This is a genomic window from Ignavibacteriota bacterium (assembly GCA_016708125.1).
Taxonomy (GTDB): domain Bacteria; phylum Bacteroidota; class Ignavibacteria; order Ignavibacteriales; family Melioribacteraceae.
The window spans coordinates 3,632,967-3,646,840 of sequence record JADJGF010000001.1 but is presented as its reverse complement, the minus strand read 5'-3'; the positions used below and the strand labels follow the sequence as shown (position 1 = coordinate 3,646,840).

Below are 13,874 nucleotides of genomic sequence, written 5' to 3'. Positions count from 1 at the left end.
AAAATTAAAATTGTTTTATAAATGTTAGAACTTGTTTAGGAATTTTAATACTGAGAATTCCAACAATTAACAATGAAATATTTTCAACAATTTTTAACATGCCAACTTTTTGACCATCAATAGTTCCTTGACATCCGCAATCAATATCAAGATTTCTTGCAACTGCTGAAATTACTGCTAAAGTAAAAACTAAAAGTAAGGAAGCAATTATTAAAGCATTTTCTTTTATAAAAAATCCAAGCAAAAGAAGTCCGCCGGTAATTACTTCAATCCATGGAATGGTAATCGCCAAAACATTTATTATTTGCGTCGGGAATAATCTATAATTTTCAATTGAATTAGCAAATATTTCCAAGTTATTGATTTTTGCTAATCCGCTTAGTATAAAAAATAAAGCAAGATAAATTCTTGTCAACGCAATTAGATATTTTATAATAATTTCTTTTTTCATTTAATTACCTTTTGAAGTTGGAAGTTCAGCTTCCATCCATAATTTCATTCCACCAAGGAATACATAAATATTTTCATAACCCAATTCTGAAATTTGTTTTGCTAATCTTTTGCTTGTATCACAATCGTCGCCATCACAATAAATTACCAATGTTGATTTTTTTGAAATATTAGATAAAGTTTTATCGTTATTGCTAAAACTAAATTCCGGAATATTTAAAGCTCTGGTAATGTGAGATTCACTAAATTCCCATTGATCTCTTGCATCAATAAAAATCGCAGATTTTTTATTATGCAATTCCAAAGCTTGAGAAATATTTATTCCTTTTAAATTTTCCTTACTATTTGATTCTCCAATTTTCACAAAATCAATTTTTATTTCTTTGCGAATAAAATCAATTCCATCTGAAGAAAACGTATTGTAAATAATTCCCAATAAAATTGAGGAAAGTAGAATTAAAAATATTGCTTTATAATTTGTTTTTAGTTTCATTAAAATATCTTTATTTGTTAAACAACTATTATTCGTTAATCAATTCACAATTCTTGGGGATTTCCGGTTTTACTAAAATTGTATTTTCTTTTTGAAGCAAAACTTTTCCTGGTTCCATGCCTTTTTTCTTGTGAACAAATTTTGCAAATGTATATGAAACCGGCGCTGAGCCGGCAGTTTTGGCTTTACTATAAAATGCCGCAATTGATGCTGCTTTCTTAATAATTTCTTTTGGCATTATTTCTTTTAAATTATCAACTCTTAAAACTACATGAGAACCCGGCAAACCTCTTGCATGAAACCAATAATCATTTTGGTTCGCAAATTTGATTGAAAGATAATCATTACTCTTACTATCACGACCAATAAACACAGAATATTTTTCATCAATTTTGTAAAGCCAGTATTTGAATTTTTCTCCGGAATCCATTTTTACAATTTTTTCTTTTTTAGGAATTGCTCTGTTATAAATTTCAGTTATTTCTTCTATCGTTTTTGCTGATTTGAAATTATCAAACTCAGTTTGAAGCTTATCATACTTGGTTTTTGTTAAATTAAAAATCTCGACTGATTTGATAAAATTAACTTTTTCGTCTTTAGCTTTTTCAAAATATTTATCAATATTTTCTTTAGGATTTAACTTTGGATCCAGTTTAATTTTATATTCTTTTGGATTATCTAAAAAATTTAATTTTATTTCACTCAAACCTTTTTTTAGCAAATTCAAATTTGATAATAATATATTTCCATAGGTGTAATATAATTCTTCGTTTGATCCACTTTCAATTCTAATTTTTAGTTTATTTAATTTTGAGGCAAAATTAGATAATTCATTGTCAAAATATTTTTCAAGTTCATTTGTAAAATCCGTTTTTGAGTTCAATTTAAAATACGTCGAAATATAATATTGTAAAGCATCATTGAAATTATTAAAATCTTTAAAATCATTTTCTAATTCTATTGATTTAAGAGAACTTGGCAAAAAAACAATTTTTTGAAGATGCTGATTAAACCCAATTCTGATGGGTGAATTTAGAATTTCTTGAACAATATTTTGAAAAATGGAATAAATCGATTTTTTCTCAGTTGACTTTCTGAACTCAATTTCATTCTTTATTTCATTTGAAATCATCGGGAATATTTTTTTTAATTCAGAAATATCTAGAATAATATTTTCATCTTTTTCTAAATGAGGAATTGTAAATCCATTAAAATAATTTTGCTCAAGTTCATAATTTATATTTAGAGCGTTTGTTTTTTTGAAAGAAAAAAAATCATCATTCTTATCCATCAAAAATATGTTGGTTTTATTTCCTCTTACTAAAAAGTAAATTGATGAGTTATCTAAATCAAATTTAATAATTCTATCATTTTCTGCAATTTGAATATTTCTAATTTTTTCGCAAAGCGCTGAATTAAAAATCTGCATTACATTTTTCTTCGCTTTAAAATGTGAGTTTTTAACAAAAATATATGTGGAGTTTGGATTTGTTGAAATTATTAAATGTCTTTCCGGAAAATCAATAATTGGAATTTTTAGGAAAAGTTTATCCTTTTCTTGCGAATAAATATCGGTAATTGTTGCGTCTATTAAATACGGAATTAAATCATTTATTGATCTAAGTAAATAAAAATAATTTCTATACATTAAAAATAATTTTCAATTCTATTTTGGGAAACCTTTATCTCTGCGTTCTTTTTCAGTCAATTTAAAAACTGTTCTAAATAATTCTTTATCGATATCAGTTAAAATAACATTTCTTCTTTGCATAACTCTTTCTGCAACTTCAATACTTCGATCAATATCATAAGTCGTTAAAGCTTCTGATCCGCCCCAGCTGAAAGAGGGAATATAACGAGGTGGGAAAGTTCCTCCGAAAATATTACTTGATACTCCTACAACCGCACCGGTATTAAACGAAGTATTAATCGCAGCTTTTGAATGATCGCCCATTGTTAAACCGACGAACTGTTTTCCACTATCAATTTGTTGATTATTGATTATTACTTTGATTGTTCCATAATTATTCTTTAAATCGCTGTTTGTAGTTCCGGCGCCAAGATTTACCCAAGAACCCAAATATGAATTTCCTAAAAATCCATTATGCTGTTTATTTGAATAACTATGAATTATTGTATTTTCAATTTCGCCGCCAATTTTACTCACTTTTCCAACACTTGTATTATGATAAATTGTAGCGCTCATTTTTACTATTGTTTCTTCGCCAATAAAAACGGGTCCTTGAATTGAAGCATTGTGCAAAATTTGAACATTATCGCCAATAAATATTGGACCATCTTCTGCATCTAAAACTACTCCCGGTTTAATCTTAACATCTTTCCCTAAAAAAATTTCTTCACGATTTAAAAAAATAACTCCCGGAAAATCTTTTAAATTATTTTCTGTTTCGCCGGTTATTTTTTTAAAATCTTTAATTAATTCTTGATGATTATATGTAATTAAATCCCAAGGATAATTTATAATTGTTACATCAACTTCTTTTATTGGCAAATTTGGAAAATCATTTTTTGATAAAACATCTTTTAGTGAATTACTTATACTTTCTAAATTTTTTCCACTAACTCGCGCACCAATAAAATTATTATTTGAGAAAAAGATTTCATCTTTTCCATCAAGCGGAATTTGATTTACTAAAGTATCATCAACTAAAATTCTTCCATTTAGAAATAACATCGTTTCAGACATCACATGATTAACAATTTCAGAAGGATGATTTTGTTTAATAACATTTCGTAAATATCCTCTTGTATTTAACTCAACCCGAACGTTTGGATAATTTCTTCTGATTTTTCTATGAAGAGATAGAATCCCGCATTTTAAATGATATGACGGACGAAAATAAGTTAACGGCTGAAGTTGTTTATATTCTTCGTCTTCAAAAATGCAAATACTTTTCAAATTTCACCTTTGAGTTTATTAAAGAATAAGTGATTCCCAAGTGTCAACATATGTTCCGCTTAAACGAGATGCTGCTGATTTATCAATAATTACAAATGCTTCTTTATGCATTTGAATTATTGAAGCTGGACACATTGCGGTAATTGGTCCCTCTACAGAAGCTCTAATTGCTTCAGCTTTTGATTGACCTGATGCAACTAATAATAATTCTTTTGCATCCATAATTGTTCCAACACCCATAGTTATTGCATATTTCGGAACGTCTTCACCTTTTTCAAAAAATCTTTTATTGTCATCTCTTGTTGTAGGAGTTAGTGTTTTTATACGTGTTCTTGATCCAAGTGATGAACCGGGTTCATTGAAGGCAATATGCCCATTGGCACCAATTCCTAAAACTTGAATATCAATCCCGCCAAAGCTTTTAATTCTTTCTTCATACCAATTGCAAAATTGTTTTACATCATTTGCCATTCCTTGCGGAACATGAATAAATCTTGGATCCAAATTTATTTCTGAGAAAAAATTCTTTTGCATAAAATAATGATAACTTTGATCGTGAGAAGGCGGAAGTCCAATATATTCATCCAAATTAAAAGTAACTACTTTTGAAAAATCTAATCCTTCATATTTGTGCATCCTTATTAATTCTTTGTACAGACCTAATGGTGTGCTGCCAGTCGCAAGTCCAAGAACTAAATTTGGTTTCTTCTTCAATCTATCTGCAATTACTTTTGCAGCTTCCTGGCTTAATAATTCATAATCATTTTTGATAATTACTAACATTTTATTTATTCCTTAAAATTTATGATGTAGCTTGTTTTAATTTTTTTAATGTGAAGACAATCATTAACGCTGCTAACAAAGCACAGACAATTAATATTAAGAAGAATTGCCATAATTCCCATTCTTGATAGAATCTTCCCACAAATCCGGCAAGATAATTTCCAACAGCAGTTGCGCCAAACCATCCGCCCATTAGCAATCCTTTCATTTTGGGAGGGGCAACTTTAGAAACAAATGAAAGTCCCATTGGACTTAAATGCAATTCCGCAAATGTTAATAAAAAATATGTTGAAATTAAATAAAATGGACTTACTGTAATTGGCGAAGTACTTCCATTTAATGAATGAACAGGAGCTAATCCTAAAGCTGCAAATAACATTACAAAATAAGCAATTGCGGTAATTAACATTCCAATTCCTATTTTTGCGGGAGAAGACGGTTCTTTACCTTTTTTATTTAAATCGGAAAAGTATTTTACAATAAGTGGCGTAATCAAAACAATAAACATTGGATTGAAAGCTTGAAATTGTTCTGGAGATATTGTGCCGGTTTCTTCAACAGTAGAAATTTTATAAATTAATGTTGCAATACCAACCGCCGTTAAGCCAAAACCAATACTTTTTGATTTTGAAGTAGAATCTTTTTTCATCAAAGAACTTATTCCAAAAAACACAAATAAAATTGCATGCAGACTAATTACATCAAATAATAAGTAAGTAAACTTTCCTACAACTTGGTGTGTGTAATCTCTTGCAAAAAGAGAAAGTGCAGCTCCATTTTGATGAAACGCCATCCAGAAAAAAATAACAATTCCAAAAATTGTTAGAAGTGCTATAATTCTATCTTTTTCTTGTTTTTTTGTAAGAACTAAATCCTTACTTGCATTTGAGACATTTTTTGATTGGTAATCCGCATCTTTGTAATAACTTCTAAATATTGTGAAAATCAAAAGTGAAAATATCATTCCGATTGAAGCAATTGCAAATCCGGCATTATATCCTTGTGCCAAAGTTGCTCCAAAATTTTCAATTAAAAAGTTTTTTATTCCAGCAGCTGCAAAAGGAGCGTAAAATGCACCAACATTTATTCCCATATAAAAGATATTAAATCCCGCATCTTTTAAAGATGATTCTGAATGTTTATATAAATTTCCGACCATTACCGAAATATTTGCTTTAAAAAATCCGTTACCAATTGCAATTACTGCTAAACCGCCAAAAACCAGATAAGGATTATTTGTTGGAATTGACATTAATGCATAACCAATTCCCATTGTAATAGCCCCAATTATAATAGTTTTACCATAACCCAAAACATTATCAGCAACCCATCCGCCAATTATTGGAGTAAAATAAACTCCAGCCATAAAAATTCCATATATATTTGTAACAGTTGCTTGATCCCAGCCAAAATTTTCTTGAAGATAAAAAACAAATATTGCAATCATAGTATAGAAGCCAAATCTTTCCCACATTTCGGTAAAAAACAATATTGGAAGTCCTTTCGGATGATTTTTAAACATGTACACCCCTAATTTTATAAAATAAAATAAATGTTTTTTTTAAGTCGGTATTAAAGTAAAATTACAATATTTTACCAAGAATAAAAAATTATAAGTTGTTATAAAAAAAGCCATTTAATATATTTGAACAAATGAAAGCAACATTTAATAAAATATTAACCTTTACCGCAATTGCGGCAGCTATTTTAGCAATTTTGGCATTTATTTTAGATGTTATAATTATGCCTTTGTATGTTAAAAGTGAGGAAATTCAAGTTCCGGAAGTTATCGGATTATCAAAAGAAGAAGCTTCTGAAATTTTGGATGATAATGATTTGGTCGCATCTTTTGAAACTACAAGATACAGTGAAAAAATTCCAAGAGATCATGTAATTTTTCAAAAACCTTATGCCGGAAGTTTTGTTAAAAAGAATAGAAGAATTGTTTTACATGTTAGTGGCGGAAATCCGTTAAAGAGAATGCCGGATTTATTTGAAAAATCCGTTAGAGATGCACAAATTACTATTGAAAGAATGGGATTTGAAATTTCCGAAATTGAAGAAGTGAAATCTGAACTTCCGGCAAATACAATAGTCGAACAATATCCTTCGGCTGGAATTAATCTTTCAAAAGGATCAAATATTAAATTGATGGTTAGCATTGGTCCAAATAAAGGAATGGTTAGAGTTCCGGATTTGTTAGGAATGTCTTTAAAAGAAGCAACTTCAACTTTGGAAGAAAATTCTTTGGAAATTGGAATTTTAACATATGAAGCTTCCAGAAATCTTTTACCGAATACAATAATTTCTCAATATCCAAGTAAAAATACTTTGATTGAAGTTGGGGATTCTATAGACTTATTTATTACTAAAAATCAAGATTAAAAATGGCTTACTTAGCTCCCTCAATTCTTGCAGCAGATTTTACAAAATTACCACAACAAATTAGAGCAGTTGAATTAGGAAATGCTGATTTTATTCACTGCGATATTATGGATGGACAATTTGTGCCAAATATTACTTTTGGACCTCTAATTATTTCTGCAGTTAAAAAAATCACCAAACTTCCTCTTGATGTGCATTTAATGATAAATAATCCGGAGAATATGATTTCTAAATTTGCAGAAGCCGGAGCAAATATAATTACGGTACATCAAGAAAATAATCTGCATTTAGATCGTGTAATTCAGCAGATCAAAGAACATAATGTTAAAGCTGGAATTTCAATAAATCCGGCAACAGCTATAGAAACAATTTTACCAATTATTCATAATGTAGATTTGGTATTAATTATGTCTGTAAATCCCGGTTTCGGAGGGCAAACTTTTATTGATTACACTTTAGAAAAAATAAAATTTTTAGATAATCTTAAAAAACAAAATAACTTTAATTACCTAATTGAAGTTGACGGCGGAATAACTAAAGAAAATATCAAAAAAGTTAAAGATGCCGGATGCAATATAATTGTTACGGGAACTGCAATTTTTAAAAATGAAGATATTACTGTAGCAACTGTTGAATTAAAAAATTTATTATTGGATTAAAAAATGGAATTAGCATTTATTGGCGGAGATATTGTAACTCCGTTTAGAATTTTAAAAAAAGGTATAATAACTACAAAAGAAGGAAGAATTTATCATATTGGACCGGAAAATAAAATCGATCTTCCAAAGAATGTTGAAATTCATGATGTAAGTAATAAATATATTTTCCCGGGATTTATTGATTTATTAGTTCACGGCGGAGCTGGAGGCTATGGATTTTCAGATGAATCGGATGAAAGTATAAAAAAAATAAGTGAATATTTTATCACAAAAGGTTCAACTTCAATTTTAGCAAGTTTGCATGCAAAACCGAAACAAGCCGTTCTGGATGATTTAGATAGAATTGCTCGTTTTATTAAAACCAATCCAAAAACAAATATTGTCGGAATTCATATGGAAGGTCCATATTTGAATCCGGAATTAAAAGGTGCAATGAACGAAAATTATCTTTGGAAGCCTTCGATAGAATCTTTCAAAGAAATGTGGGAAGCTTCACAAGGATTAATTAAAATGATGACAATTTCTCCAGAACTTGATGGAGCTTTGGATGTAATTAGAGAAGCTTCGTTTAATGGTGTTGTTTGTTCAATCGGTCATTCAACTGCAAGTTATGAACAAGTTGATTTGGCAATTGATCACGGTGCGGCTCATGTAACACACATGTTTAATGCGATGAAACCGATAAATCACAGAAATCCTGGAGTTGCAATTGCTGCACTTTTAAGAGATGAACTAAAATTACAACTTATTGCTGATACATATCATGTTCATCCCGCAACTATGGAATTTTTACTCAAATCTAAAACTTCAAAAGGAATAATTCTTATTACGGATTCTATTAGAGTAGGTGGAATGCATGAAGGAGAGAAAACACAATTTTCTGATCAAAATGTGACCCTTACTGGAAATAAAGCAGTTATGGAAGACGGGACAATTGCTGGGAGCACGCTTACGTTAAATAAAGCTATTAAAAATATTCATGAAACAACAGGAGCAAAATTAACGGAAGCCGTAAGAATGGCGACTGTAAATCCCGCAAAAGTAATAAAATTAGACAGCGGAATTATTGCAAGCGGTAAACCAGCAGATTTTGTTGTTTTAGATAAAGATCTTAATGTAGAAATGACAATTATGAATGGCGAAATTAGATATACCGCGGAAAATTGATTTCAAATGATTGATTTTTACGATTATTTATTAAGTTCGAAAATCCCTTTAGTTATGGGAATTGTAAATGTTACACCAGATTCATTTTCAGATGGAGGAAAATATTTCGATAAAAATTCTGCTGTAAATCATGCTTTAAATTTGATAGAATTGGGAGCAGATATTATTGATATTGGCGGTGAATCAACTCGACCGGGAGCAAAAATAATTTCAACAAACGAAGAGTTAATTAGGGCAATTCCAGTAATTGAAGAAATAAGAAAAATTGATAAAAATATTTTTATTTCCATTGATACAACAAAATCGGAAGTAGCAAAAGAAGCAATAAATTGCGGCGTAAATTTAGTTAATGATATTAGTGCCGGAAGTTTTGATCCAAGAATTTTTGAAGTTGTTAAGGAAAGTGAAATTCCTTATGTTCTTATGCATATGAAAGGGAAACCGCAAAATATGCAGAACGAACCTTTTTACAATAATGTTGTTGGAGAAGTATATGATTTTCTAAAAGAAAAAATTATTGAATTAAATTCAAAAGGGATTAAAAAAATTATAATTGATCCCGGTATTGGTTTTGGAAAAAGAATTGAAGATAATTTTGATATTCTAAAAAACTTAAATAAGTTTTTAAACTTAAACAAACCAATTTTAGTTGGAATTTCAAAAAAATCGTTTCTTGGAAAATCTTTAAATGTTGATATTGATTCAAGAGAAAATTCAACAATAATTTCAGAAACATTTTCAGTAATAAAAGGTGCAAAAATTATTAGAACTCATAATGTAAAAAATGCTGTAGAACTTAAAACTATTTTTAACTATTTAGAAAACCCAAAACAATTAACCAATGTTTGAATTATTTAAAATAGGATTCTTGCCTTTCACTTTACTTGATTTTATAGATATCATTCTTGTATCCTTTATAATTTATAAACTTTATACAAAAATTAGAGGAACAATTGCAGCACAAATTTTCATTGGATTAGTAATAATTTTATTTCTTTCATTTGTTGCTCAAGCAATAAATTTGCGGGCTTTAGGCTGGTTGTTAAATTTAATTACGGATATTTGGGTAATAGCTTTTATCGTTTTATTCCAACCTGAAATTAGAAGACTATTAGTTATTCTCGGTAAAAATCCATTGTTTAATGTTTTTGTAAAAAATGATGAAATCAATTCTGCCGCTGATATAATAACCGAAGCTGCATTTGAATTAGCTCAACATCAGCATGGCGCTTTAATCGTTTACCTAAAATCAACGGGACTTAGAAGCGTAATTGAAAGCGGAGAAATTCTTAATGCTAAACTTAGCAAAAATATGCTTCGTTCAATATTTTTTCCAAGAAGTCCGCTTCATGACGGAGCAGTAATTATAAACAATTATAATATTGAAGCAGCTCGTTGTACATTGCCTCTTACTGAAAGAACTTCAATCGATGGTAGAAATTTGGGAATGAGACACAGAGCCGGAATTGGAATTACTGAAAACGCAGATGTTATTAGCATAATAGTTTCGGAAGAAACCGGAAGTATTTCAATTGCAGAAAGGGGAAAACTTATTTCCGGCTTATCTAAAGAAGGATTAAAAAATCAAATTGTAAGAAGTACAATTTCATCAAAAGACAAAGGTGTAAAACATATATTTGAGTATTTCAGAAAACAAAAATAATGTTTGTGCTGTTATTCCATTCTTCAACGAAAAATCTACTTTGAATAAAATAGTTACAGAAACAATTAATTATGTTGATTTGTTAATTTTAGTGAATGACGGATCAACAGATAATTGGCAATCAGAAATTCTTAAAAGCGAAAAAATTATTCTAATTTCAAATGAAAATAATTTAGGAAAAGGTGCAGCTTTAAAATTAGGATTTTTGAAAAGTATTGAATTAAAAACTTTGATAACAATTACTTTAGATGCTGATCTTCAACACGATCCAAAACAAATTACAAATTTTTTGAATAACATTGAAAATTATGATTGCATAATTGGGAAAAGGGAAATAAGTAAAACAAAAATGCCGATTCATAGAAGATTGAGCAATTATTTGACTTCAAAATTATTGAGTATGAAAACCGGAACGGAAATTTTAGATAGCCAATCCGGATTTAGAGCTTTTAAAACAAATATACTTGAAAATATTTTGCCGCAATTTACCGGATTTGAAGCAGAAAGTGAAATGATTGTAAAACTTTGTAAACAAAAATATAAATTAGGCTTTATCCTTATTCCAACTATTTATGGAAATGATAATTCTAAAATGAAAGCAATTCCCACTATTTTAGGATTCATTAAAGTATTGCTAAAAACATAATTATTTTACTTCAACATTTCATTTAAAATTTCTGAAACTTTTTCTAATTCTTCATAACTAATTACAATTGGCGGAAGCAATCGCAAAACAGTTGTTCCGGCGGGCATTGCCAAAACTCCTTTATTCATTAGCTCAATAATATACGGTTGAACTTTTTCTTTAAGTTCAATTCCAATCATTAATCCAAGATTTCTAATTGCTCTAACTTTAGATAATTTTTCTACGTCAAATTTTGAAATAAAATATTTACCTTTTTCTTCAGCTTGTTTAGCTAAATTATTTTCCAACATAAAATCAATTGCTGAAATTGAAGCTGCTGCTGCAAGTGGATTTCCGCCAAAAGTTGTTCCGTGTTTTCCAACAGAAATATTAATTTTATTGGAACATAATGCTGCACCCATTGGGAAACCTCCAGCAATAGCTTTTGCCAAAGTTAAAATATCCGGTTGAATTTCAAAATATTCACAAGCAAACATTTTACCGGTTCTGCAAAATCCGGATTGAATTTCATCAACTATAAATAAAATATTATTTTCATCACAAATTTTTCTTACACCTTTAAAATATTCTTTTGACCCAATATTTATTCCGCCTTCGCCTTGAACAACTTCCAAAATTATTCCGGCAGTTTTTTCAGTAATTGCAGATTCAATTTTTTCCAAGTTGTTAAATGGAACAAAGGAAAACCCCGGAACTAAAGGCTCAAACGGTTCTCTGTACTCTGATTTATAAGTCCCGCTTAATGCTCCTAAAGTCCTTCCGTGAAATCCTTTCATCGCAGTAATAAAATCTGTTTTTCCGGTTGAAACTCTTGCAAATTTTATGGCTGCTTCAATTGCTTCTGTACCGGAATTAGTTAAAAATGCTTTCGTTAAATTTTTTGGTGCAATTGAAATTAATTTTTCTAAGACTTGGGCGCGCTTATCATTATAAAATATTGCGGGATTCGTAATTAAAGTTCTTGCTTGCAGTGAAATTGCTTCAGCAACTTTTTCATTGCAATGACCAATTGTTGCAACACCAATCCCAGCTGCACAATCAATAAATTCTTTGCCGTTCTCATCCCAAAGTTTTGCATCTTTTCCTTTAACAATTACAACGTCTCTTTTGGGATAAACATTTACTTCATATTTATCAATTAATTCTTTGTAAATACTCATTTTATTATAGTTCCTTTTCCGTTTATAGCGTCTGTTATTGGAGTTTCGGTTCTTCCATCACCAATATAAATTGTTGCATCGCCTTTTTCAAAAAGTTTTCTAAAAGCTAAAATTTTTCTTTTCATCCTTCCTTCAACTTGATTTTCTCTTCTTTCCAATTCATCTTTCGAAATATTTTTAACCAAAGAATTTGGATCTTTTGGGTCTTCTAAAAATCCGGGAGCTTCAATAAGCTGAATAATTTTATCTGCATTCAAATCATTTTTTAAAACAGCGACTATGTCATCATTTTCAGAATTTATTGCGAAATTATTTTCATCAATTATTGGAACAGACAAAACCGGAATATATCCATTATTCAATAATAAATTTAATAACGAAGTATTACTAGTTTTTGGTTTACCGGAAAAATCGTGAACAATTTTTAATTTCCCACTTTCTTTAATTCTAATTCCGCTATTTCTTTTTCCTTGAATTACTTTTCCGTCAATTCCGGAAAGCCCAATAGCATTTATTCCAACTTGCTGACACATTTCAACAATACGTTTATTTTTTAAACCAGCATAAGCCATAATCATAATATCTAATGATTCTTCATCAGTAAATACACTTGAATAACCGGAGGCAGAAGTTATAACATTTTTAGGTTTATTTAATTTTTCAGCAATCTCATCTCTTAAAGCATTTGCTCCATGAACAATTATAAATTTTTCTTTTATATTAGCTAAATCGTTTATTATTCCTTGCAAATTTAAATCTTTGCCGCCGCCAATTTTAACAATGTACATTAAAAAACCTCTAAACTTTTATTATTGATTTTTGTCCAATCATTTTCGCCAATATAATTTTGAGAACAAATAATTAATTCATCATTTGTTTTTTTATATGACATTTGAAAATAATCTTGATCTACATTGAAAAGGGAAGATACGTAAGCATTTTCTTTATCTGCAATTATTATATTCATAGCTCGAATGTAATTTGATTTTTTAACAATTATTTCGGTTCCTTTTTCAATTGCCTTTTTCATATCATAATTATGAAATCTTTTTATGAAATTAAAGATTTTTTCTGCGCCGATTCTACCTTCAGAATTAATTTTTACACCTCTCAATTCACCGTTAAAAATAAAAATAAATTCATCATCATAAAACGGCATGTTGTTTTCAATAAAAATATCTTTATCTTCAAAAGCGCTTCTGGCATGTACGATTAACCGGTTTGTAGTTTCAAATTTTGCGAAATCATCTTCCCAAATTGGATTTATAGTTTTGTAGTGCTGCCAATCATTTTCTTCATTCAAATAACTGCAGCCCCAACCATGACCTTGAAATTCTTTGCTTGATTTACAAACTTCAGCAAATTTTTCAAGATGGTATGATATTTCAAAATCCGAATCTGATTTTACAAATAATAATCTGCACATTGTTTTTTTATTTTTATTAATCTTACTCTTAATCTGCAATTAATCTTTTTTAATGTTATTAAAAAATACGAATTAAAAATAGATTAAGTTTAAGATAAAGATTAAGAGCAAGAAAAATAATT

The 13,874-nt window shown here is 29.2% G+C and carries 15 protein-coding genes; 6 read left to right on the top strand and 9 right to left on the bottom strand.

The annotated features are described in order from the left end of the window. Nucleotides 1-4: 4 nt before the first annotated feature. The 6 genes from IPH62_15835 to IPH62_15810 are packed head-to-tail and all read right to left on the bottom strand — an operon-like array spanning nucleotide 5 to nucleotide 6,168. Entirely contained in the window at nucleotides 5-451 is a 447-nt protein-coding gene (locus tag IPH62_15835) for a DoxX family membrane protein (GenBank protein ID MBK7106745.1), read from the bottom strand. Continuing rightward, nucleotides 452-943, bottom strand: coding sequence for a rhodanese-like domain-containing protein (locus IPH62_15830; GenBank protein ID MBK7106744.1), 492 nt, complete (start codon nucleotides 941-943; stop codon nucleotides 452-454). It lies immediately after the preceding gene. A gap of 28 nt (nucleotides 944-971) precedes the next feature. Further along, on the bottom strand, nucleotides 972-2,591 hold the full coding sequence (locus tag IPH62_15825; GenBank protein ID MBK7106743.1) for a DUF814 domain-containing protein: 1,620 nt from the start codon (nucleotides 2,589-2,591) through the stop codon (nucleotides 972-974). An 18-nt stretch (nucleotides 2,592-2,609) separates the two neighbouring features. Beyond that, on the bottom strand, nucleotides 2,610-3,863 hold the full coding sequence (locus IPH62_15820) for a glucose-1-phosphate thymidylyltransferase (GenBank protein ID MBK7106742.1): 1,254 nt from the start codon (nucleotides 3,861-3,863) through the stop codon (nucleotides 2,610-2,612). Nucleotides 3,864-3,881: 18 nt separating this feature from the next. Beyond that, on the bottom strand, nucleotides 3,882-4,646 hold the full coding sequence (gene nagB, locus IPH62_15815; protein ID MBK7106741.1) for a glucosamine-6-phosphate deaminase: 765 nt from the start codon (nucleotides 4,644-4,646) through the stop codon (nucleotides 3,882-3,884). Between the two features lie 19 nt (nucleotides 4,647-4,665). Next, on the bottom strand, nucleotides 4,666-6,168 hold the full coding sequence (locus IPH62_15810; GenBank protein MBK7106740.1) for a peptide MFS transporter: 1,503 nt from the start codon (nucleotides 6,166-6,168) through the stop codon (nucleotides 4,666-4,668). Between the two features lie 131 nt (nucleotides 6,169-6,299). On the opposite strand from IPH62_15810, the gene IPH62_15805 reads away from it, so the two are divergent. From IPH62_15805 to IPH62_15780, 6 genes are read left to right on the top strand one after another with little or no spacing between them, the layout of a single operon-like run. Then, nucleotides 6,300-7,031, top strand: coding sequence for a PASTA domain-containing protein (locus IPH62_15805; protein MBK7106739.1), 732 nt, complete (start codon nucleotides 6,300-6,302; stop codon nucleotides 7,029-7,031). A gap of 2 nt (nucleotides 7,032-7,033) precedes the next feature. Beyond that, complete coding sequence (locus tag IPH62_15800; GenBank protein ID MBK7106738.1) at nucleotides 7,034-7,690, top strand: ribulose-phosphate 3-epimerase; 657 nt, start codon at nucleotides 7,034-7,036, stop codon at nucleotides 7,688-7,690. Between the two features lie 3 nt (nucleotides 7,691-7,693). Further along, a complete protein-coding gene (gene nagA, locus IPH62_15795; GenBank protein ID MBK7106737.1) occupies nucleotides 7,694-8,857 on the top strand; it encodes an N-acetylglucosamine-6-phosphate deacetylase in 1,164 nt (387 codons plus the stop codon). Nucleotides 8,858-8,863: 6 nt separating this feature from the next. Next, entirely contained in the window at nucleotides 8,864-9,706 is an 843-nt protein-coding gene (gene folP, locus IPH62_15790) for a dihydropteroate synthase (protein ID MBK7106736.1), read from the top strand. Further along, a complete protein-coding gene (locus IPH62_15785) occupies nucleotides 9,699-10,520 on the top strand; it encodes a TIGR00159 family protein (GenBank protein ID MBK7106735.1) in 822 nt (273 codons plus the stop codon). The genes folP and IPH62_15785 overlap by 8 nt, the downstream gene beginning before the upstream one ends. Further along, the gene (locus tag IPH62_15780; GenBank protein MBK7106734.1) at nucleotides 10,495-11,166 is read left to right on the top strand and encodes a glycosyltransferase family 2 protein; all 672 of its coding nucleotides are present in this window, start codon (nucleotides 10,495-10,497) and stop codon (nucleotides 11,164-11,166) included. The genes IPH62_15785 and IPH62_15780 overlap by 26 nt, the downstream gene beginning before the upstream one ends. 5 nt (nucleotides 11,167-11,171) lie before the next feature. Here IPH62_15780 and IPH62_15775 read toward each other — a convergent pair whose 3' ends face one another. The 3 genes from IPH62_15775 to IPH62_15765 are packed head-to-tail and all read right to left on the bottom strand — an operon-like array spanning nucleotide 11,172 to nucleotide 13,752. Continuing rightward, the gene (locus IPH62_15775) at nucleotides 11,172-12,326 is read right to left on the bottom strand and encodes an acetylornithine/succinylornithine family transaminase (GenBank protein ID MBK7106733.1); all 1,155 of its coding nucleotides are present in this window, start codon (nucleotides 12,324-12,326) and stop codon (nucleotides 11,172-11,174) included. Beyond that, nucleotides 12,323-13,114: a [LysW]-aminoadipate kinase gene (locus IPH62_15770; protein MBK7106732.1), complete on the bottom strand. Its 792-nt coding sequence runs from the start codon at nucleotides 13,112-13,114 to the stop codon at nucleotides 12,323-12,325. The genes IPH62_15775 and IPH62_15770 overlap by 4 nt, the downstream gene beginning before the upstream one ends. Next, nucleotides 13,114-13,752 (bottom strand): hypothetical protein, encoded by a 639-nt coding sequence (locus IPH62_15765; GenBank protein ID MBK7106731.1) that lies wholly within the window; start codon nucleotides 13,750-13,752, stop codon nucleotides 13,114-13,116. The genes IPH62_15770 and IPH62_15765 overlap by 1 nt, the downstream gene beginning before the upstream one ends. Between the last annotated feature and the right edge of the window lie 122 nt (nucleotides 13,753-13,874).